Consider the following 18,839-nt stretch of genomic DNA (forward strand, 5'->3'; position numbering starts at 1 on the left):
CCATGTATGGATGATTCTGTCGACCGCGCGATCCTCACCACGATCTCCCGGGACGGGCGCGCCACCCTCGCGCAGCTGTCCGAGGCCGTCGGTCTCTCCTCCTCCGCCGTGCAGTCGCGGCTCAAGCGCCTCGAGACGCGCGGCGTGATCTCCGGCTACCGGGCGATCCTCGACCCGGAGCAGGTGGGCACACCGCTCTCCGCCTTCATCGAGATCACCCCGCTGGATCCCGCGCAGCCCGACAACGCGCCGGAGCTGCTCGAGCATCTCGAGGCCATCGAGGCGTGTCATTCGATCGCCGGGGACGCGAGCTACATGCTCTTCGTCCGCGTGCCCTCGCCCCGCGCGCTCGAGGAGCTCGTCCGCGACATCCGGCTGTCCGCGAACGTGAGCACGCGGACGACCGTCGTGCTGCAGACCTACTACGAGCACCGCCCGATCATCCCGGTCGGCGGCGACGCCTAGATCAGAGCACCGCCCCGATCATCGCCTCGCCGAGCGGCGTGCGCAGGTGCAGCATCCTGTTGCCTTGGCGCTCGCTGCCGATGAGCCCCGCATCGCGGAGCACGGTGAGGTGGTGAGAGGCCGTGGACGCTGCGAGGCCCGCATCCTGCGCGACCTGAGAGGTCGTGCGCGCGACGCCGGCATCCAGCAGGATGCCGGCGCGGGCGGGCCCGAGGAGCGCGCCGAGCGCCTCGGCGATCTCGGCGGGGTCGCGCGCCCAGCCGGCGGTGACGCCGCGCGCGGGGTAGAAGAGCGTCGGCTGCGCCGGCGGCTCGGTGAGCACCATGCATCCCCACGATGACATCACCGAGGGGACCAGCACGAGGCCGCTGCCGTGGCAGTCGACCTGCTCGCTGTGCTTGCGCAGCCGCACGCGCACCGCTCCGGCGCCCCAGCTCACGTTCGGATGCAGGCCGTCGGCCATCCCGGCGATCCCCGAGGTGGCGATCGTGCGGGAGCGCACAGCGATGTCGGCGCGCAGCAGCCGCTCGAGCTGGGGCCAGACCGGCGCGAGCGCGGCATCCCACACCTCCGACCATGCGTCGGCGATCATCGACCTCGCCTTCGCGGGCTGAGCCTGCATGTCGCGCAGGGCCCGCTGCCTCGCCCCCGTCGATCGGAGCACCATCTTGCCGAAGTCCACGCGCATCGGCTCGAGCTCGGCGGCACGGAGCGCCTCGAGCTCGGCGTCCGGGGTCATGTCCCAGTGCGGGGCCGAGGTGAGGAAGTCGGGCATGTAGCCGTCGTCGCCGATCACGGCGGCGAGCAGGCCGAAGCTCTCCCGCGGCAGGCGCTCGCGCACGGCGCGCAGCCAGCCCCACTGCAGCGGATGCTGCGCCGGTCGCAGCAGCACGCGGACGGCGTGGGCGAGCTCGTGACCGGGGGAGACGCCGAAGCGCACGGCCTCGATGTCTCCAGGGCTGAGCTGGAACTCGACTCGGTGGTCCGGGTGCTCGACACCCTCGATCGGGAGGCTGTTTCGATCCACATCGAAACTCTAGGGGTGCCCGAACGTCCTGTCGAGACTGGGGACATGAACAGCACATCGCTCCCCGCAGCCGTCGTCCACGCAGCCGACATCCGCCTCGGAACCGGTCGCAGCCGCAGATTCGTCGGTGCCGAGCACGGCGCCGAGGTCTCCTACTTCTATGTCGAGAACCAGCCGGGCGAGGGGCCGGGCCTGCACTGGCATCCCTATCCCGAGACCTGGGTGGTGCTCGAGGGCACCGCACAGATCACCATCGGCGAGGAGACGTTCGTCGCCGGTGCCGGCGACACCGCGACCGGACCCGCCTTCGTGCCGCACGCGTTCACCAACGTCGGGGACGGTACCCTGCGGATCATCGGCATCCACGCGTCGGCCACCATCATCCAGACGTTCCTCGACGAGGACTGAACAGGAGACCGCATGTCCTTCCAGGCATACCTCGACAAGATCGAGACCCAGACCGGCCTCACCCCGCGCCAGTTCATCGCGCTCGCCGAGGAACAGGGCTTCGACGCCTCGACCAAGGCGACCGTCGTCCTGAACTGGCTGAAGGAGACCTACGGCCTCGGCCATGGTCACGCGCAGGCGATGGTGCACGTCATCCTCAAAGGTCCGAAGATCGGCGACAAGCACGTCGGCAAGCCGGGCGCCCATGGCGACAAGTCGGACACCCTCTGGCTCGACGGCAAGGACAGCAACCCCAACCCCTGAATCGGGGGCCGGTCGCTCATCGACGACCCCACTAGGATTCCCTGCGTGGCAGCATCCTCACAGCGTAAGAAGAAGACCAAGCGCACCCCGTCCCGTACCAGCGGGAACCCCGCGAAGAAGCCCGTCGTCGAGCTGGGCCCCGTCACCGCCGGCGACTGGATCGGCGCCGCGCGTCTGCGCACGCTGCCCCTGGCGATCGCTCCGGTGCTCATCGGCACCGGAGCCGCCCGCAGCACCGGGCCGGAGTTCCACTGGGTCATCGCGCTCGCGTGCCTCGCGGTCGCGGTGCTGCTGCAGATCGGCGTGAACTTCACGAACGACTACAGCGACGGCATCCGCGGCACCGACGCGCAGCGGGTCGGGCCCGCGAGGCTCACCGCCTCCGGACGGGTGAAGCCGCGCACGGTGCTGATCGTCGGGCTGGCGTTCTTCGCGCTCGCCGCGGCGGTCGGACTCGCGATCGTGATCCGCACGGGGCAGTGGTGGATGCTCGCCGTCGGCGCCGCATGCATCGTCGCCGCCTGGTTCTACACCGGCGGCAAGCGGCCCTACGGGTACTACGGGCTCGGCGAGGTCTTCGTGTTCGTGTTCTTCGGGCTGGTCGCCACCCTCGGCACCACCTGGGTGCAGGTGTTCGCGCTGCCGCAGCAGGCCTGGCTGGGCGCGATCGCCGCAGGGCTCTTCGCCTGCGCGGTGCTGCTGGCCAACAACCTCCGCGACATCGACCAGGATCGTCTCGTCGGCAAGCGCACCCTGACCGTGCTGATCGGCAGGCGGGCGACGCAGGTGCTGTTCACGCTGTTCGTGCTCGCACCGTTCGGCATCGCGGTGTTCCTCGCACTGCTGTTCCCGATCGCCTGGCTGTGCCTGCTGGCCCTGCTCGCCGGACTCCCGGCCGTGCTGATCGTGTGGACGTACCGGCAGCCGCGGGAACTCGTGATCGCCCTCGCGCTCACGTCGCTGACATCGCTGCTCTACGCAGGCGCGCTGTTCTGGGCCTTCGTCGGCTGAGCAGGGGCCGGCGGGATCATCGGCTCCGCGCTAGCGATGCTCGTCCAGCGCGCCGACGATCCGATGGAACTCGTCAGGGGCGATCTCGCCCCTGGCCATCCTCTCCGCGGCGATCCGGCGCGCCTGATCTGCGGCTCCGCTCTCCCGCGTGCGCGGACCCAAGGTCGCCCCCGGGGCCGACAGCCGCACGATCAGCACGACCAGCGCGATCAGGATGAGCAGCATCAGCACGCCGCCGACCCACATCCAACCCCAGCCGAAACCGGTTCCGTACATCATCGCTCCGTCTCCTCTCGACGGCCGCGCGGCCATCAGGGCCAGTGTGCGCGGGAGGCGGGAGCGCTGACGGGCATAAGGTCCCTTCGCTCCTGGGGAGCGCGGTCCGGTCCGCGCGGCTCAGGCGGCGCTGCCGCCGTCGATCGCCTGGTCCTCGGCATCCGCGTCGGCCTGCGCGGACGAGCCGCGGCTCTCCCGACGCTGGTGCAGACGCGCGGAGGCGTCGGTGAGCGGGGCGCGCAGGAACAGCATCGAGATGCTCATTCCGATGAGGGCGGCGAAGATCGCGGCCAGCCACCAGAGCTCGCGGAAGATCGGGAAGAAGAACCACATGATCGCGAGCGGGACGAGGAACGCCAGCAGCCGCAGCACGGAGTAGACGAGGAGAGGTGCGGGCTTCACCCGTCCAGTCTACGTTCGCCGGCCTCTGCGGATGCTCCGAGCCGGTCGAGGGGGATTCCGCGCACGACGCGCCGCCAGGGATGCTCGCCGAGGGACCAGAGCAGCCCGGCCTGGAGGTCGAGGGCGAGGTCCTCGCACCCGGCGGGCAGCGGGACGGATGCCGGCGCCAGGCCATCCCGCCGTCCGGTCCACAGCGTGCCGGGGCGGAGGTCGTCGGACTGCGAGACGAAGAGCCGGGGGCCCCACCGCACGGCCCCCTGCATGGAGCGGATGCCGGGCGCGAAGCGGTCGATCTCCTCGAAGGAGCCCAGCGGGCCGTCGGGGACCGTGAACTCCGCGATCCGGCCGCGGTCGTCGGTGCGGTACTCGCCGATGAGCACGCGCCGCAGCGGCCGCCCGCTCGCGTCGAACACCCGGCCGAGGTAGGAGCAGCGCAGATCGATCGGATGCACCCTGGTGCGCACGGCGACCCGGGCGGTCGACCACGGCCAGTGGCGGCTCATGGCCCGTACCCGCCGCGCCTCGGCGCCTGTGCGGCGGCTCACGCCGCCGAGGTCGAACTCCCAGATGCCCCGGCCGGTCGCCGCCACGAAGAGCCGATCGCCGAACCACGCGACCCCGCCGGCGTGGATCGGCGCGGGCACGAGCTCTCCGTCCTCCTCCAGCGCGAGGGCGACGTCGACGCGACGGCCGCGCTCCAGGTCGATGAAGGTCACCCGCGAGGCGAGGTGCCGCCGGCCGCGGTCCTGGCGGAACCAGCTCACCGCGAGGGTGCGGCGTCCGTCGCGGACGCCGACGTCGATGCCCTGCGGGTACCACTTCGTCGTCCAGGCCCGTGCGCTGAGCCAGCGCAGGTCGGTCGTGGCGCCGTGCTTCCGCCGCGGCGCGCGCCACATCCTTCCGAGAGGCCAGAGCATCCTCCCATCGTGGTCCATGCGTGCGGGGCGCCGGACCAGGACACCCCGCGTTCACCTCGGCGTCCCCGGCCGGCCACGATCGCGTGACAGCATCCGTGGCATCATGCGCGCCCCGCTCGTCACCGTCATCCTCCCTGCCAAGGACGCGGGTGCCTACATCGGCACCACCCTGGAGACCCTGACCCGTCAGTTCGCCGATCCGTCGGCGGTGAAGCTCGTCGCGATCGACGACGGCTCCGGCGACGGCACTGGGGAGCTCATGCGTCGCTACGCCGAGCGGTTCGGAGCCGCCGAGGTGATCCGCAACCCGCGCCCCGCGGGCCTCGCGAGCGCCCGCAACCAGGGGCTCGCGCACGTCGAAGGCGACGCGTTCTGCTTCGTGGACGGCGACGACTGGATGCAGCCGCGGCGCCTCGAGGTGCTGACGGCGCGACTCGCCGAGCTCGGATGCGACTTCCTGCGCACCGACCACGTCACCGTGAACGCCAGCCGGCGCACGCTCGTGCGCGCTCCGCATCCCTGGCGGGAGCGGGTCGTGTCCCCGCGCGAGGCGATCCTGCCCGAAGACGAGCCGACCATGGTCGACTACCCCTTCGCCTGGGCCGGGCTGTTCCACCGCAGGGTTCTGGACGAGGGACTCGCGGAGTTCCCGCCCGGACTGTTCACCGCGGAGGACCGCCCCTGGATCTGGCGGCTGCACCTGAAGGCGCGCTCCTTCGCCGTCGTCGACGCGCCGGCTCTGCTGTACCGGCGCGGGGTGGCGTCGTCGCTCACGCAGGTGCGCGACCGCCGTCAGCTCGACTTCGCGAGGGCGATGACGGCGGTGATCGAGATCGTGGAGCAGGATGCCGAGGCGGAGCGCTTCCTGCCCAAGGCGACCTGGACGGCGCTGGCCCTCAGCTCCCGTCACCTGGTCCGCGCCCGCCGGATGACCCCTGCGCTGCGTGCGGAGATGCGGGGCAGCATCCGCGCGCTGATCCGGCGTCTGCCCGCCGACGCGGTCCCCGGGGTGGTGCGCCGGCTCGACGGCCCGCGACGCCGGGTGCTCGCCTCGCTGCTGCGCGAGCGGGGGAGCGCGGCATGACCCGGATCTTCGCGCTGCACAGCGCCTACGGGCTCGCCACCGTGGCGGCCGCCCTCGACGGCGGGCTGCTCGACGGCGAGGGCGAGAGCATCCTCGTGCCGTTCAACTCCGCGCGGGTGCCGGAGACCGCCCTGGGGATCGCAGCCGACCCGGCGCTGCGGTCGCTGCGCGGCCGGTTCGACCGGGTGGAGGAGCTGGAGGCCGTGCTCGGCGCGCTGCATCCCAGCTCCTGGAAGCCGCGCGACGCCGAGCTGCCCGTGCTCGGGCGCCTGCTCACGCGCGCGTGGGGTCTCGATCCGCGCGATCTCGAGCTGTTCGTGCAGAGCCCGCAGGTCGCCCCCGCGCGCACCCTGATGTCGCTGTTCCCCGGCGCCCGCATCACGATCATCGGCGACGGGCTGATGACCTGGTCGCCGATGCGGGTGAAGCTCAGCCACACGGTGGCCGCACGGATCGGCCGGGTCGTGCACGCCGACGTGGTCCCGGGGGTGACGCCCCTGGTCGCCTCTCCGCACGCCACGACCGTGCCGGTGCCGCCTGACCTGTTCCGGGCCGCGCTCGAGGAGACCGCGATCGACGATGCCGGGACGCTCGCCGACGGCACGCCCACCGTGCTGGTGCTCGGACAGTACCTTTCGGCGCTCGGACTCGTGACGCCCGCCGAGGAGATCGCCCTCCAGGGGGAGCTCATCGACCGGGCCATGGACTGGGCTCCGCAGCGGATCGTCTTCAAGCCGCATCCCTCTGCTCCGCCGCTGATCACGGATGCCGTGCGCCGGCGCGCGGAGCGGCACGGCGTGGAGTTCGCCGAATACCGGGGCGCGCTCGCCGCCGAGCTGCTCGCCGAGCGGCTCGGCGTGCTGGCCGTCGTCGCCGGCTTCTCGACGGCGCTGCCGACGGTGCATGCGCTGCTCGGCACGCCGATCGGCGCCGCCGGCACCGCCTCGGTGCTGCGGCGGCTGGAGCCGTTCGAGAACAGCAACCGCATCCCCGCGACGATCGTCGATGCGCTCACCCGCGACGACTCCCCATACCGGGAACCTGAGCGGCTCCAGCTGCTCGTGGACGCGGTCGGCTACGCCATGCAGCCGGTGGTCGCCGGGCACCTCCGCCCGCGCGCGGAGGACTTTCTGCGTGCTGCGGACGAGGCCGAGCGGCGGCGGTACTTCACGCCCGCTCGGCTGGCGGCGCTGCGGCTCCCCGGTGCGCCGCGACCGGGAGTGCTCGATCGCGCCCTCCGCCCGGCCGGCGGGGTCGGGAGGGTCGAGGAGGCGAGGCTGACGGTGCTCGGCGCGCGGCGCCGGGCGGCACGAGCATGGAAGGCGATCCGAGGACGATGAAGAAGCAGAGCACGGTCGCGATCATCCCGGCGCGCGGCGGGTCCAAGGGCGTGCCGCGCAAGAACCTCCAGCGGGTGGGCGGCATCCCGCTCGTGGTCCGCGCGATCCGCGCCGCTTCGGATGCCGACGGCGTCGACCTCGTCGCGGTGTCCACCGACGACGAGGAGATCGCGGCGGTCAGCGCCGCGGCGGGGGCGCGGGTGATCCGCCGTCCCGCCGGCATCTCCGGAGACACCGCCAGCTCCGAGAGCGCCCTGCTGCACGCGCTCGACGAGCTGGAGGGCGAGGGGATCGCCGTCGGGGTGGTGGCCTTCCTGCAGGCGACCTCGCCGTTCATCCCCGCGGACGTGCTGGCCGACGCCGTCGCCGAGGTCCGCGCCGGGAGGGCGGACAGCGTGTTCTCCGCGCAGGAGACCTACGGCTTCCTCTGGCGGGAGGGCGGCGACGGGGCGGCGGAGGCGATCAACCACGACGCCGCGGTCCGACCCCGCCGGCAGGACCGCGAGCCGCATCACCTCGAGACCGGGGCCTTCTACGTGTTCTCCGCGGCGGGCTTCCGCGCGAGCGGGCACCGCTTCTTCGGACGGACCCGGATCGCCGCGGTGCCGGAGTGGACGGCGATCGAGATCGACGACGAGCACCAGCTGCGGATCGCCAGGACGCTCGCCGCGCTGCACGAGCCTGCGCATCCGATCCCGGCGAAGGCCGTGGTCACCGATTTCGACGGCGTGCACACCGACGACACCGCGATCATCGACGCCGACGGGCACGAGCGGGTGCGGGTGAGCCGCGAGGACGGCATGGGCGTCTCGCTGCTGCGCCGCGCCGGCGTGCCGATGCTGATCCTCTCCACCGAGATGAACGGCGTGGTCAGGGCCCGCGGACGCAAGCTGCAGGTGCCGGTGCTGCACGGCATCGACGACAAGGAGACCGCGCTGCGGGCGTGGGCCGCCGACGGCGGCATCGACCTCGCGGACATCGCCTATCTGGGCAACGATGTCAACGACCTCCCCGCGATGCGGATCGTCGGCTGGCCGGTCGCCGTGGCGAACGCGCATCCGCTCGTCCTCGAGGAGGCGCGCGTCGTGCTGAGCCGCACGGGCGGGAACGGGGCCGTGCGCGAGCTGATCGAACGGGTGTTGCCGGGCTGACCTGTGCCGGTAACCCTCCTGTCGCGCGGTGTTCACCCTCGGCGCGTACCCAGGAGGGAAGGCAATCGACGACCGGAGGAACCATGACTGTCAGCATCGGCTCGCGCGTGATCGGCGGCGGGCACCCCGCCTACGTCATCGCGGAGATCGGCCTGAACCACAACGGCGACGTCGAGATCGCCAAGAGGCTCATCGACGTGGCGGCCCGTGCGGGCGCCGACGCGGTGAAGTTCCAGAAGCGCACCCCGGAGATCTCCACCCCCGAGCACATGCGCGACGTCCCGCGTGAGACCCCGTGGGGGACCATGAGCTACCTCGAGTACCGCCGCCGGGTCGAGTTCGGCCGCGACGAGTACATCGAGATCGGCGACCACGCCACCATGCTCGGCCTGGACTGGTTCGCCTCCCCGTGGGACGTGCCGAGCGTCGAGTTCCTCGAGGACCTCAACGTCGTCGCGCACAAGGTCGCCTCCGCGAGCCTCACCGACACGGAGCTGCTGCTCGCGCTGCGCGAGACGGGCAAGCCGATCATCCTCTCCACCGGCATGTCGACCAGCGAGCAGATCGACCGCGCGCTGGACACCCTCGGCACCGACCGCGTGGTGCTGCTGCACGCCACCTCGACGTACCCGCTGGAGCCCGAGGAGGCCAACCTCCGCGTCATCGCGACGCTGCGCGACCGCTACCCGGGCATCCCCGTCGGCTACTCCGGACACGAGCGCGGGCTGCAGATCTCGCTCGCCGCCGTCGCGCTCGGCGCGGTCGCCGTCGAGCGCCACATCACGCTGGACCGCACGATGTGGGGCTCCGACCACGCGGCATCCCTCGAGCCTGCCGGTCTCGAGCACCTCGTGCGCGACATCCGCGTGATCGAGAAGGCCCTCGGCGACGGCGTCAAGCGCGTGTTCGACAGCGAGCAGGCGCCGATGGCGAAGCTCCGCCGCGTCCCCGCCTGAGCCGGCATGGTCTCCGCAGACGGTCTGCGCGTCGTCGCCATCGCCGACGCCGACTCGTTCGTGAAGTGGTCGGCATCGCTGCTCGGCGGAGTGCCCGGCATCCGTCCGCACCTGCTGCTCGTGCGCACCCCGCTCACCGCGAGCGCCGCGCAGGAGCGCACGGCGCTCACGGGCACCGGACTCGACGCGTCAGCCGTGTCGCGGGTCGTGTTCGGCGAAGTCGGTCCGTGGCTGGAGGCGCAGCGCCCCGATGTGGTGCTGCTCGCCGGCCGCGGGCCGTTCGTGCGGCTGATGGGCCGGGTGATCGACGCGCTGACCCACCGGCCGGTGACCGTCTCGGGCCTTCCCGGGATGGCGATCCCCGCGCAGCGCGGGGCGCTCGACTATCGGCGGCACGCCGATCTCCTGGTCGTGCACTCGCACCGCGAGCAGCGCGCGTTCGCGGAGCTCGGGCGGCGCATCGGCGTGCAGCTGCCGACGGCGCTCGCCACGCTGCCGTTCGCCAGGACGAAGGCGCGGATGCTCGCGCCGGCCGTGGCGCTGTCGGTCTCCTCGGGGCGAGCCGCGATGACGCTGGCCGAGCGGCCTCCTTCGGTCGCGCGTCCGCCCGCGACCGACATCGTGTTCGCCGCGCAGGCGCTCGTCCCCGTCGCGCGGGAGGAGCGGGCGGAGATCGCCGCGACGCTCGTGCGGGCCGCCGAGGCCGATCCGTCGCGTCGGATCGTCGTGAAGCTGCGGTCGAGGCCGGGGGAGGCGGAGACGCACCTCGAGCACGACCCGTACACCGGACTGCTCCCGGCCAGGCGTCCGGCGAACCTCGTGGTGTCGTACGACTCGATGTCCGAGGCGCTGTCGACGGCCGCGGGTCTCGTGACGGTGAGCTCGACGGCGGCGATCGAGGCGGTGGCCCAGGGCGTCCCGGTGATCGCGCTCGACTCGTTCGGGGTGTCGAAGACTCTGCTCAACACGGTGTTCGTCGGCAGCGGGCTGCTCGGCGGACGGCAGGAGGTCGTCAGCGGCCGGTTCCGGCATCCGCATCCGGACTGGCTGCGCGACAACTACTTCCACCCGGAATCGGAGTCGACGTGGTGGGAGCACGTGGAGCAGCTCGTCGCCCTGCGTCGCGCAGGGTCGCTGCCGGCCCGGCGCGTGCCGGCGGGCCGTGGAGGGCGGCTGCATGCGGCGTGGCACCGTGCGAGCGTGCTCGGCCGCGAGGACCGCTCCGTCGGCGGGACTCTCGCCCTTGCCGCAGGGGTGCCGGCCACGCGGATCCTGTCGGCGGTGCGACGCCGGCGGGAGGCGACGGATGCCGGCACGTGGGCGGACGCGTCCACCGACTACACGCTCGAGCCGAACCCGTTCCACGACTCGGTCCGGCGGTGAGGACACCGAGCAGGGGGCGGCATGACGCCTCGGTGAGAAGTCCGATTCTCGCCCGCGGGAGTGTTCTTTTCTGCCCCTGATCTGGGGTGGCAATGTCGGTGGCCCCTGGTTTCATAGGGGTATGACGGCACTGGCGGACGCGACCATCGAGCAGGTGGACGCGTTGGGTGCGCTCACGGATTCGATCGTGGAGATGGACCGGACGATCAGCATGCTGCAGGCCGCCCGGGACGGGATGCTCGCCGTCGGCGCCCGTCTCGCCCTGCAGGTCGCGGAGGAGGCCGGGCATGAGGACTTCGGAGACCTGGCCACCCGGGCGGTGGCGGCGGAGTTCGCCGCGGCGCTGCGGGTGTCGGACCGGACGGTGCAACGCCGGCTGAGCGAGGCGTCGTTCCTCGTGGAGCGGTTCCCGCGCGTGTGGCAGGCGCAGGGCGCCGGGCGGATCAGCGCCGCCCACGCCCGGGTCATCCTCGACGCCGGTGAGCACCTCGACGATCCCGCGGACCGTGACGCGTACGCGGCGCAGATGCTGGAGTTCGCGGCGGCGGAGTCCCCGAACCGGACGGCGCGGATGGCGCGGCGGCTCGCGGAACGCTTCCAGCCGAAACCGGTGGATGACCGGCATGAGGATGCGCGGGAGCACCGGCGCACGTGGGTGAAGGATCACCCGGACGGGATGGCCGAGTACTCCGTCTTCGGGCCGGCTGCTCTCGTGCACGGCGCGCATGACCGGATCACGGCGATGGCGAAGACCCTCCAGGGATCGACGGATGCCGGTGTTGCAGACCCGCGGACCCTGGACCAGATCCGCTGTGACCTCGCCCTCGACCTGCTCCTCACCGGAGCCCCGGCGGGGCAGGACACCCCCGACGGGTTGCTCGCCCAGATCACGGCCGCGGTCTCCGTGACCGTCCCCGTCACGACCCTGATGGGCCTGAACACGGCCCCGGCAGAACTCGACGGCCACATCCCGATCGACACCGCCACCGCGAGGCGGCTCGCCGGGGCGGCATCCGGGTGGGATCGCATCCTCACCCACCCGATCACCGGCGCGATCCTCGCCGTCGACCGCTACCGGCCCTCGGCAGGCCTGCGCCGCCATCTGCAGGCCCGGGATCAGCGCTGCCGGTTCCCGACTTGCGGACACCCCGCCCAGGACAGCGACCTCGACCACACGCATGACGCCGCCCTCGGCGGGTCCACGACCGACACGAACCTCGGTGCCCTCTGCCGGAGACACCACGTCCTGAAACACCACAGTCCCTGGCACGTCGAGCAACTCGGCGGCGGGGTGTTCGCCTGGACCAGTCCGACCGGGAAGATCTACATCGACCGACCGCCACCCCCGAACACCGTCACCTTCACCGAAGACGACACCCCGCCACCCTTCTGATGAATCCGGCATCGGTGCGGCCGTCATCGTCAGACTCATAGCGTTATCCCAGGCAACGCTCCGGCGTGTGCCGCGCATCCGGGAGTACCGTCGAGTCATCATCGCGGCGATCCGGGCGGTCCCGGGCCTCAGCTCATAACTGAAGGCGCTGCGGGTTCGACTCCCGCCGTCGCGTCCACATGGAACCGCCGCGGGGACCGTCGTTCTCAGCCTTCCTCCCAGAGGGACGCGACCGCGTTTCCCTTGGGCGGCCCGTCCGGCCTTGGTGGATTCCGCGACCGCGGTCCGCCGTCGGCGCGTTGCCGCGGGACCTTGGGCCCGCGATGGGCTGAGTGAACGGGCCACGATGAGGCGAGGACAGGAGGAGAGACATGGAGAGCACCGGAAGAACCGTGCGGGTGGTCGAGAAGACGGGGCCATGGGGGTTCTTCTTCCTGCTGGCCTACGTCGGCGCGGCCATCTACTTCATCTCGGAATCGGATGGGACGTTCTGGATGGTCGTGCTGGGCCTGCTCCAGGCGGCGGTGTGGCCCGTGTATTTCCTGTACTGCGGGCTCGCGCTCCTGGGCGCATGAGCCTTACCCGCGCGGATTCCCTCCCGCCGGACGGGCGCCCTGGCTCGAGGATGAGCCGGCCTGTTCCCGACCCGGGACGCACGCAGGTGATCGCCGAGGGGCGGGATCTGCAGAGCGTAGACGACGCCGTCGGCGAGGTGCTCCGGCGAGGTGCCCGCGCGCCTGGTCTTCGCCTACCACGCAGCCGACCTCGTGCCCGTTCAGGATGAGCCGGAAGGGATGCGCTGAGGCGACGTGCCGGAGTCCGCTCAGCACGCCTCCTCCGCCGCCTCCCGGAACCAGCCGATCACCTCTGCGTCGACATCATCGAGCGACGTGATCTCGAGGTGGTGCATCCATCGATTCATCGACGGCTGGACGACCTCCTTGAACCGCGGCGAGTCCATGGGGCGATCCAGCGCGAGTGAGAGCACGACCTCAGCGTCCGGATGCCGGAGGTAACGCCCGGGCAGCCACAGGAACGCGAAGCCTCGCCCGCGTGAGAAGCTCACCTGGCTCTTCGACGCGCGCACGACGACATCCGGGGCGGCTGCCGCCGTGAGACGTTCGCAGACGGCGAGACCCAAGGCGCACTCGGCGAAGAACTCCTCAGGCGCCGAGGATGCACGCATGCCTAGCCGATCGTCAGCACCAGCAGCCCGCTGGCGACGTTCACGAGGATGAAGGACGCGACGACGATGACACCGACGAGCAATGGCGCTCGCGCGGCGCGTTCTCCGCGCGCGGCTGCCCGACCGCTCAACCATGCGGTGAGGAGGAGAGGCAGGGCGAAGACGAGCGCGGCAGTGGTGAGGGCGATCCCCATGATCCAGAGCGGGGGCCTCGCATCGTCGGACGGGCCGAGCAGCGTCGCGATGCCTTCGCCTGCGACGAAGGCGAAGACGAACGAGATCGGCAGGAGCGCGAGCGAGCCCCACACCCACGCACGGAATCGCGTAGAGGGGGCGGCCGGTCCGTCGGCGTGGACGTCCATGGCGTATTCCCTTCCTTGTGGAACCCCTCCGCGCGGAGGGACAGCGGGCAGATGCGGCCGGCTCAGGCCGGGAGCGCCGGCGGGAAGTGGGGGATCGGGGTCGGCTTGCGAAGGCCGTTGTCCACGACGGGGGCGGCGCCGGGTGCCCCGGTGCGACGTGCGTCGTCGGCGGATGCATCCGAGGCCGGGAACCGACGTCCCGTGATCGTCTGCGGGGTCAGGCGGATGATGTGAGGCTTCGCCGACGGGTGCGCGGACGCGAGGTCGATGATGCCGGATGCCCGGATCTCCTCCTCCGACTCCACGAGCACGGCGGTCCCCTTGATCACCACGCTCCAGCGGAGCGCGCCGTCGACGCCGTCGACCTCGAAAGCGGCGAGCGGCTGTGCGGCGATCACTCGCAGCTTGCGTCCCGGTGCCGTACGCAAGTAGATGCTGCCCTCGTGCACCAGATGGTTGACGGGGAACACCTCCGGCAGGCCGCCGGCATCGGCCACGACGAACCGGCCGACGTCGGCCTTCTCGGCGAGTCGCCAGCATTCCGCGGTGTCGATCTCGCTGACAGCACCGGACGCCGGGACGGGAGCAGTGCTCCGGCTCGATCGCGTGGCCATGTCAGATCGCCGCCCAGCCGCCGTCGACGGGGATGATCGCACCCGAGACGTCGGAGGCCTCATCGCTCAGCAGCCAGATGATCGCCGCCGCCGGTGCATCCGCGTTCGCGATCTCGGGGAGGGTCGCCTGCATGATCGGGCCGAGCCGCCGCTGCGCCATCTCGGAGCGGAACGGGGCCTCGATGTTCGTCGCCACCGGCCCGGGGGCGACCGCATTGCAGCGGACGCCGTGAGGAGTGTAGAAGAACGCCGTGCTGAGCGTGAAGCCGTTCACCGCATGCTTGGACGTCGTGTACGGGGTGCCGGCCGCAGACCCGCGGAGCCCGGCCTCCGAACTGACGTTGACGATCGACCCGCCGCCCGCGGAGATCATCAGGGGCAGCACCGCCCTGGTCAGCCGCATCATCGCCGTGAGGTTCACCGCCAGGACGCGATCCCAGGTCTCGTCCTTGATCTCGGCCGTCGGCTCGAATCCGTCCATGATGCCCGCGATGTTGGCGAGTCCGTGGACGCTGGAATCGGCGTGGGCGAGGACACGGTCGATCGTGATCTGGTCGGTGAGGTCTCCGTCAACCGTGAGGACGGCGTCGCCCAGCTCCTCCTCGAGAGACCGGAGGCGGGAGCGCGACACGTCGACGCCGATCACGCGGGCGGACTCCTCGGCGAGCTGCACGGCGGTCGCGCGACCGATGCCGGATCCGGCTCCGGTGACGATGACGGTGCGGTCCTGGAAGCGGGTGGAGGACATCAGTGGTTCCTTTCTTCGGGAGGTTCGGATCTCAGCCAACGCGCTCCGGCAGGTGACGACCGGGTCAAAGGTCCCCTGGACCGGTCGTTCGCCCGCCCAGCGCCCGCAGCGCATAGAGGATGGTCGTCAGGTCGACGAGCTCCTGGATCAGTGCTCCGGCCACGGCCGGTATCGCGCCCGTCATCGCGATGAGCATCAGGCCGATGCTCAGCCAGATCCCGATCCAGATGGCGGTGAGCGCGACGCGCAGCGTGTGTCGTCCGATCGAGACCGCCTCGACCACCTTCGCGAGCGAATCCACGAGGATCACGACCTGAGCGGCATCCCCCGCGGCCGTGGCGCCTCTCGCGCCCATGGCGATCCCCACATCGGCGGCGGCGAGGACAGGTGCGTCGTTCACGCCGTCGCCGACCATCATCAGAGGGCGGGGGCCGATGGCGGCCGCCAGCCGGACCTTCTCGGGCGGGAGGAGCTCGGCGTGCACCTCCTCCAGGCCGATCCGGTCGCCGACGGCGCGGGCCGTCGGCAGGAGATCTCCGGTGAGCATGACGATCCGCTCCACCTCGTGCGCACGCAGCCACCGGATGACGGAGGCTGCTTCAGGTCTCGGAGCGTCCGCGAGCAGGAGGACGCCCGCGAATCGCTCATCGACGGCGACATAGGCGGCTCCGTGCCCGGCATCGAGCGGCTCCCGGACGAGGTCGGGGGCGAGACCGGAGACGAAGCCGGGTTTGCCGACCGCCACCCGCCGGCCGTCGACGAACGCGGTGACGCCGTTCGTCGCGGCCTCGCTCGCCTCGGCGGCCGGGTGCAGCTCCAGGCCCCGAGACACTGCCGCCCGGCGGATGCAGTCGGCGAACGCGTGCGTGGAGTACTGCTCGGCGGACGCCGCCAGGCGCAGCACCTCGTCCGCGTCGAAACCCGGGGCCGGACGGACGCCGACGAGCTCGGGACGCCCCTGGGTGAGGGTGCCGGTCTTGTCGAAGGCCGCGCTGCGCACCCGCGCGAGCTGCTCGATCACCGCGCCGCCCTTGACGATCACGCCGGCCGCCGCAGCCCGGGACAGCCCGCCGAGGAAGGCCACCGGCGCCGCGATGAGCAGCGGGCAGGGCGTCGCCAGCACGAGCACCTCCGCGAAGCGTCGCGGCTCGCCGGACAGCGCCCAGGCGGCGCCGGCGAGGACGAGGGCGATCGCGGTGAACGGGATCGCGAAGCGGTCGGCCAGACGGACGACGGGTGCCCTCGACGCCTCCGCCGCCTGCACGAGGGCGACGATCTGCTGATACTGGCTGTCGGCGCTGCGCCTGATGGCCCGGACGCGTACCGCCCGCTCGCCGTTGACGGACCCGGAGAGCACCTGGTCGCCGGCGACGTGACCGACCGGCAGGCTCTCGCCGGTCAGCGAGGACTCGTCGAAGGACGCCGCCTCGCTGAGGAGCACGGAGTCGAGCGGGACGATCTCGGAGGGGCGAACGAGCAGCTCGCTCCCGACCGCCACCGCGTCGACCGGCAGATCGATCATCTCGTCCGCTGCCGACGATCCGACTGGGCTGAGCACATGGGCGACGCGCGGCGAGCGATCGAGGAGCGCGGACAGATCCCTCCGCGCACGCCGGGTCGCGAAGTCCTCGAGAGACTCCCCTCCCGCGAGCATGAGCATGACGATGAGCGCCGCGAGATGCTCGCCGACGGCGAGCGCCGCCGACATCGCCACCAGCGCCAGGATGTCCAGGCCGACATGACCTCGCAGCACCGCCCGCACCATGCCGACGAGCGTCCCGCAGATGAACAGCCCGACGGTGATGCCGGCGAGCCATCGGCCGGCCACGGCGAACCCGGCCGCGTCGAGCGTCAGCACGGCGAGGATGACGCACACCGTCGCCGCGACGACGACGGGGCGCCAGCCGGGAGCGCGCACGGCCGGCCTGGCCGTCAACCGTCGCCCTCGTCTGCCGCCGCGCGTCGCGGGGCACCGTCGGCGTGGACGATGAGCACCGGGCAGTGGGCGTGTGCGGCGCAGGCGGCGCTCACCGAGCCCAGAAGGAGCCCGGCGAAGCCTCCGTGTCCGCGGCTGCCGAGCACGAGCATCCCGCATGACTCGCTCATCCGGATCAGCGTGCGCGCCGGCGACCCCGGGTTCACCGTCCGGGCGAGGCCTGCAGGCGGGTCGTCGCCGAAGGCGTCACGCACGGTGCCGTCGAGCACGTCCTTCGCCGCTTCCTCGGGCGACCAGTCGATCACCATCATCGGATCGAGCGGAGGAGGCGCCCAGGCTGTCACGACCTCCAGCGAGGTGCCGAGCGCCTCCGCCATCCTCGCGGCGTACTTCAGAGCTGCCACCGAGGGCTCGGATCCGTCGACGCCGACGACGATCCGTTCTGCATCTTCGTTGTTCATCCGTCCAGGGTGCGATCCACCGGAACCCGAGCCAGGGACCAAGGTCACACGCGCCGGTGAGTGGCAGGACCTAGGACCCTCGTGGAAGGAGGGACCTGACCGAACGTGAAGGTGTGCGATCGCACGGTGAACCGAGAGGAACGAGAATGAGAACTGCAGCACTCAGCGATCTCGACGTCCAGACCCTGGTGAGGGACGAGATCGAATGGACCCCCGAGGTGGATGCCGCCGGCATCGGCGTCGCCGTCGAGGACGGCACCGTGACGCTGTCCGGGGAGGTCGACTCCTACACGGAGCGACTTGCCGCGATGCGCGCCGCAGAGCGCGTCCGCGGCGTGCGGGCGGTCGTCGACGACATGGTCGTCCACCCGAGGTCCGCGCTGTTCACCAGCGAGACCGACGTCGCGAAGGAGGTGGATCGAGCCCTCGCTGCGGCGGTCAACGTGCCGCGGACGGTGAAGGCGGAGATCATCGGGCACAACGTCACGCTCGTCGGCCAGGTCGACTGGGAGTTCCAGCGGGCCGCCGCCAAGCGCGCCGTCGAGCACCTCCGCGGCGTCTACAGCGTGACCAGCATGATCTCGCTCACGCCGCGGGCATCGGCGGCCGATGCCGAGGAGCGCATCCGTGCGGCGCTGATGCGCAGCGCCGCAGTGGATGCAGACGGCATCGGCGTGAAGGTGATCGGGAACAAGGTGACGCTGACCGGCGTCGTCGGCTCCAGCGCGGAGCGCCGTCAGGCGGCGAAGGCCGCGTGGTCGTCCCCGCATGTGACGGAGGTCGACAACCGCATCGTCGTGCGGGTGGCCTGACCGCGAGGAGGGGTGCGGGACCGGACAGGCCCCGCACCCCTCGTCGTGCGTGGCGTGGTCGTCGCGCGCGGGAGAGCCATCCGGAGCGTCAGTCAGCCGCGGCCCGCAGACGGCTGAATGCCCGCCCCTGGACGGAAGCCGGCACGATCCGGACCCACCTGTCCTTCTCCTCGGGAGCCCAGGGGGCGACGCCGAGCCTCTCCGCGTCGAGCACCTCGGCGTCCCGGTCGAACTCCTCGGCCCTTCCCTTGACGACGACGCTGAACGCCTCGCGCTCGTCGAAGCCGTCCACCTCGAATGCGACGGTGCTGTGGATCGTCAGCTCCAGGAGCTTGGTCCCCGCCGACGTGCGGAACACGATCACGTCGTGCGCGATCGCGTGATTGACCGGGAAGATGTCCACTTCGCCGGCCGCGGCGGCCGCGAGGCGGCCGTAGGGCGCTCGCCGCAGGCGATCCCAGCACTCCGTCTCGGTCAGCATCCGGGTCTGCGATCCGGTCTCGTCCATCGGCGTTCCCCTTCGATATCCCCGCAGCCGAGAGGCCCTTCGACGTGATGTCGACGCTGTGACCGGTGCGGACGAAGACATCCTCGGGCGGCATCC

23 protein-coding genes and 1 tRNA gene are annotated in these 18,839 nt (G+C 71.6%); 13 read left to right on the plus strand and 11 right to left on the minus strand.

Annotated elements, in window-relative coordinates; genetic code table 11:
• Nucleotides 1-6 precede the first annotated feature (6 nt).
• Nucleotides 7-465, plus strand: coding sequence for an Lrp/AsnC family transcriptional regulator (locus tag G6G98_RS14290; protein ID WP_164234363.1), 459 nt, complete (start codon nucleotides 7-9; stop codon nucleotides 463-465).
• A 1-nt stretch (nucleotide 466) separates the two neighbouring features.
• Here G6G98_RS14290 and G6G98_RS14295 read toward each other — a convergent pair whose 3' ends face one another.
• The gene (locus G6G98_RS14295) at nucleotides 467-1,492 is read right to left on the minus strand and encodes an ArsR/SmtB family transcription factor (RefSeq protein ID WP_164234364.1); all 1,026 of its coding nucleotides are present in this window, start codon (nucleotides 1,490-1,492) and stop codon (nucleotides 467-469) included.
• Between the two features lie 45 nt (nucleotides 1,493-1,537).
• On the opposite strand from G6G98_RS14295, the gene G6G98_RS14300 reads away from it, so the two are divergent.
• Genes G6G98_RS14300 through G6G98_RS14310 form a run of 3 tightly spaced genes read left to right on the plus strand, consistent with a single transcriptional unit; the run spans nucleotide 1,538 to nucleotide 3,214 of the window.
• Nucleotides 1,538-1,900 (plus strand): cupin domain-containing protein, encoded by a 363-nt coding sequence (locus tag G6G98_RS14300; RefSeq protein WP_067354104.1) that lies wholly within the window; start codon nucleotides 1,538-1,540, stop codon nucleotides 1,898-1,900.
• 12 nt (nucleotides 1,901-1,912) lie between these two features.
• Entirely contained in the window at nucleotides 1,913-2,203 is a 291-nt protein-coding gene (locus tag G6G98_RS14305; RefSeq protein ID WP_067354107.1) for a DUF4287 domain-containing protein, read from the plus strand.
• A 45-nt stretch (nucleotides 2,204-2,248) separates the two neighbouring features.
• Entirely contained in the window at nucleotides 2,249-3,214 is a 966-nt protein-coding gene (locus tag G6G98_RS14310) for a 1,4-dihydroxy-2-naphthoate polyprenyltransferase (protein WP_164234365.1), read from the plus strand.
• 30 nt (nucleotides 3,215-3,244) lie between these two features.
• Here the strand turns inward: G6G98_RS14310 and G6G98_RS14315 are convergent, their stop codons facing one another.
• From G6G98_RS14315 to G6G98_RS14325, 3 genes are all read right to left on the minus strand, one after another.
• A complete protein-coding gene (locus G6G98_RS14315) occupies nucleotides 3,245-3,493 on the minus strand; it encodes a hypothetical protein (RefSeq protein ID WP_067354114.1) in 249 nt (82 codons plus the stop codon).
• A gap of 117 nt (nucleotides 3,494-3,610) precedes the next feature.
• A complete protein-coding gene (locus G6G98_RS14320) occupies nucleotides 3,611-3,892 on the minus strand; it encodes a DUF4229 domain-containing protein (protein WP_164234366.1) in 282 nt (93 codons plus the stop codon).
• The gene (locus G6G98_RS14325) at nucleotides 3,889-4,809 is read right to left on the minus strand and encodes a hypothetical protein (protein WP_164234367.1); all 921 of its coding nucleotides are present in this window, start codon (nucleotides 4,807-4,809) and stop codon (nucleotides 3,889-3,891) included. The genes G6G98_RS14320 and G6G98_RS14325 overlap by 4 nt, the downstream gene beginning before the upstream one ends.
• 103 nt (nucleotides 4,810-4,912) lie before the next feature.
• Here G6G98_RS14325 and G6G98_RS14330 point away from each other — a divergent pair, with 103 nt between their 5' ends.
• The 8 genes from G6G98_RS14330 to G6G98_RS14365 all read left to right on the plus strand — a co-directional run bounded on the left by G6G98_RS14330 (nucleotide 4,913) and on the right by G6G98_RS14365 (nucleotide 12,691).
• Nucleotides 4,913-5,893: a glycosyltransferase family 2 protein gene (locus G6G98_RS14330; protein ID WP_208321505.1), complete on the plus strand. Its 981-nt coding sequence runs from the start codon at nucleotides 4,913-4,915 to the stop codon at nucleotides 5,891-5,893.
• Complete coding sequence (locus G6G98_RS14335) at nucleotides 5,890-7,233, plus strand: polysialyltransferase family glycosyltransferase (RefSeq protein ID WP_164234368.1); 1,344 nt, start codon at nucleotides 5,890-5,892, stop codon at nucleotides 7,231-7,233. Before G6G98_RS14330 ends, G6G98_RS14335 begins: the two co-directional genes overlap by 4 nt.
• Nucleotides 7,230-8,384 carry an acylneuraminate cytidylyltransferase gene (locus G6G98_RS14340; protein ID WP_164234369.1) on the plus strand — a complete coding sequence of 385 codons (1,155 nt, stop codon included), beginning with the start codon at nucleotides 7,230-7,232 and terminating at the stop codon, nucleotides 8,382-8,384. Before G6G98_RS14335 ends, G6G98_RS14340 begins: the two co-directional genes overlap by 4 nt.
• An 83-nt stretch (nucleotides 8,385-8,467) precedes the next feature.
• A complete protein-coding gene (locus G6G98_RS14345; protein ID WP_067354126.1) occupies nucleotides 8,468-9,340 on the plus strand; it encodes an N-acetylneuraminate synthase family protein in 873 nt (290 codons plus the stop codon).
• A 6-nt stretch (nucleotides 9,341-9,346) separates the two neighbouring features.
• Nucleotides 9,347-10,723 carry a DUF6716 putative glycosyltransferase gene (locus G6G98_RS14350; RefSeq protein WP_164234370.1) on the plus strand — a complete coding sequence of 459 codons (1,377 nt, stop codon included), beginning with the start codon at nucleotides 9,347-9,349 and terminating at the stop codon, nucleotides 10,721-10,723.
• 121 nt (nucleotides 10,724-10,844) lie between these two features.
• Complete coding sequence (locus G6G98_RS14355; RefSeq protein ID WP_164234371.1) at nucleotides 10,845-12,116, plus strand: HNH endonuclease; 1,272 nt, start codon at nucleotides 10,845-10,847, stop codon at nucleotides 12,114-12,116.
• Nucleotides 12,117-12,218: 102 nt separating this feature from the next.
• Nucleotides 12,219-12,294, plus strand: a tRNA-Met gene (locus tag G6G98_RS14360).
• Nucleotides 12,295-12,487: 193 nt separating this feature from the next.
• Entirely contained in the window at nucleotides 12,488-12,691 is a 204-nt protein-coding gene (locus tag G6G98_RS14365; protein ID WP_067354133.1) for a hypothetical protein, read from the plus strand.
• Between the two features lie 248 nt (nucleotides 12,692-12,939).
• Here the strand turns inward: G6G98_RS14365 and G6G98_RS14370 are convergent, their stop codons facing one another.
• From G6G98_RS14370 to G6G98_RS14395, 6 genes are all read right to left on the minus strand, one after another.
• Nucleotides 12,940-13,302 (minus strand): DUF5655 domain-containing protein, encoded by a 363-nt coding sequence (locus tag G6G98_RS14370; RefSeq protein ID WP_067354137.1) that lies wholly within the window; start codon nucleotides 13,300-13,302, stop codon nucleotides 12,940-12,942.
• Between the two features lie 2 nt (nucleotides 13,303-13,304).
• Nucleotides 13,305-13,664 carry a hypothetical protein gene (locus G6G98_RS14375; RefSeq protein ID WP_164234372.1) on the minus strand — a complete coding sequence of 120 codons (360 nt, stop codon included), beginning with the start codon at nucleotides 13,662-13,664 and terminating at the stop codon, nucleotides 13,305-13,307.
• Between the two features lie 62 nt (nucleotides 13,665-13,726).
• Nucleotides 13,727-14,278, minus strand: a complete 552-nt coding sequence (locus tag G6G98_RS14380) for a pyridoxamine 5'-phosphate oxidase family protein (RefSeq protein WP_164234373.1) — start codon at nucleotides 14,276-14,278, stop codon at nucleotides 13,727-13,729.
• Nucleotide 14,279: 1 nt separating this feature from the next.
• Entirely contained in the window at nucleotides 14,280-15,026 is a 747-nt protein-coding gene (locus G6G98_RS14385) for an SDR family NAD(P)-dependent oxidoreductase (RefSeq protein ID WP_067354147.1), read from the minus strand.
• Between the two features lie 64 nt (nucleotides 15,027-15,090).
• Nucleotides 15,091-16,962: a heavy metal translocating P-type ATPase gene (locus G6G98_RS14390; RefSeq protein WP_166706128.1), complete on the minus strand. Its 1,872-nt coding sequence runs from the start codon at nucleotides 16,960-16,962 to the stop codon at nucleotides 15,091-15,093.
• The gene (locus tag G6G98_RS14395; RefSeq protein WP_067354153.1) at nucleotides 16,959-17,423 is read right to left on the minus strand and encodes a universal stress protein; all 465 of its coding nucleotides are present in this window, start codon (nucleotides 17,421-17,423) and stop codon (nucleotides 16,959-16,961) included. Before G6G98_RS14395 ends, G6G98_RS14390 begins: the two co-directional genes overlap by 4 nt.
• Nucleotides 17,424-17,569: 146 nt before the next feature.
• Here G6G98_RS14395 and G6G98_RS14400 point away from each other — a divergent pair, with 146 nt between their 5' ends.
• Nucleotides 17,570-18,235, plus strand: coding sequence for a BON domain-containing protein (locus G6G98_RS14400; RefSeq protein WP_164234375.1), 666 nt, complete (start codon nucleotides 17,570-17,572; stop codon nucleotides 18,233-18,235).
• A gap of 88 nt (nucleotides 18,236-18,323) precedes the next feature.
• Here the strand turns inward: G6G98_RS14400 and G6G98_RS14405 are convergent, their stop codons facing one another.
• Nucleotides 18,324-18,743 carry a pyridoxamine 5'-phosphate oxidase family protein gene (locus G6G98_RS14405; protein ID WP_164234376.1) on the minus strand — a complete coding sequence of 140 codons (420 nt, stop codon included), beginning with the start codon at nucleotides 18,741-18,743 and terminating at the stop codon, nucleotides 18,324-18,326.
• Nucleotides 18,744-18,839: the final 96 nt, after the last annotated feature.

Source organism: Microbacterium hydrocarbonoxydans (assembly GCF_011752045.1).
Classification (GTDB): Bacteria; Actinomycetota; Actinomycetes; order Actinomycetales; family Microbacteriaceae; genus Microbacterium.

Bases quoted from the DNA above. Each gene is read 5' to 3' on its own strand.
- G6G98_RS14335 (WP_164234368.1), top strand. From the start codon at position 5,890: ATGACCCGGATCTTCGCGCTGCACAGCGCCTACGGGCTCGCCACCGTG.
- G6G98_RS14330 (WP_208321505.1), top strand. From the start codon at position 4,913: ATGCGCGCCCCGCTCGTCACCGTCATCCTCCCTGCCAAGGACGCGGGT.
- G6G98_RS14300 (WP_067354104.1), top strand. From the start codon at position 1,538: ATGAACAGCACATCGCTCCCCGCAGCCGTCGTCCACGCAGCCGACATC.
- G6G98_RS14345 (WP_067354126.1), top strand. From the start codon at position 8,468: ATGACTGTCAGCATCGGCTCGCGCGTGATCGGCGGCGGGCACCCCGCC.
- G6G98_RS14325 (WP_164234367.1), bottom strand. From the start codon at position 4,809: ATGCTCTGGCCTCTCGGAAGGATGTGGCGCGCGCCGCGGCGGAAGCAC.
- G6G98_RS14350 (WP_164234370.1), top strand. From the start codon at position 9,347: ATGGTCTCCGCAGACGGTCTGCGCGTCGTCGCCATCGCCGACGCCGAC.
- G6G98_RS14400 (WP_164234375.1), top strand. From the start codon at position 17,570: ATGAGAACTGCAGCACTCAGCGATCTCGACGTCCAGACCCTGGTGAGG.
- G6G98_RS14365 (WP_067354133.1), top strand. From the start codon at position 12,488: ATGGAGAGCACCGGAAGAACCGTGCGGGTGGTCGAGAAGACGGGGCCA.
- G6G98_RS14375 (WP_164234372.1), bottom strand. From the start codon at position 13,664: ATGGACGTCCACGCCGACGGACCGGCCGCCCCCTCTACGCGATTCCGT.
- G6G98_RS14355 (WP_164234371.1), top strand. From the start codon at position 10,845: ATGACGGCACTGGCGGACGCGACCATCGAGCAGGTGGACGCGTTGGGT.
- G6G98_RS14380 (WP_164234373.1), bottom strand. From the start codon at position 14,278: ATGGCCACGCGATCGAGCCGGAGCACTGCTCCCGTCCCGGCGTCCGGT.
- G6G98_RS14370 (WP_067354137.1), bottom strand. From the start codon at position 13,302: ATGCGTGCATCCTCGGCGCCTGAGGAGTTCTTCGCCGAGTGCGCCTTG.
- G6G98_RS14395 (WP_067354153.1), bottom strand. From the start codon at position 17,423: ATGAACAACGAAGATGCAGAACGGATCGTCGTCGGCGTCGACGGATCC.
- G6G98_RS14305 (WP_067354107.1), top strand. From the start codon at position 1,913: ATGTCCTTCCAGGCATACCTCGACAAGATCGAGACCCAGACCGGCCTC.
- G6G98_RS14290 (WP_164234363.1), top strand. From the start codon at position 7: ATGGATGATTCTGTCGACCGCGCGATCCTCACCACGATCTCCCGGGAC.
- G6G98_RS14315 (WP_067354114.1), bottom strand. From the start codon at position 3,493: ATGATGTACGGAACCGGTTTCGGCTGGGGTTGGATGTGGGTCGGCGGC.
- G6G98_RS14340 (WP_164234369.1), top strand. From the start codon at position 7,230: ATGAAGAAGCAGAGCACGGTCGCGATCATCCCGGCGCGCGGCGGGTCC.
- G6G98_RS14405 (WP_164234376.1), bottom strand. From the start codon at position 18,743: ATGGACGAGACCGGATCGCAGACCCGGATGCTGACCGAGACGGAGTGC.
- G6G98_RS14385 (WP_067354147.1), bottom strand. From the start codon at position 15,026: ATGTCCTCCACCCGCTTCCAGGACCGCACCGTCATCGTCACCGGAGCC.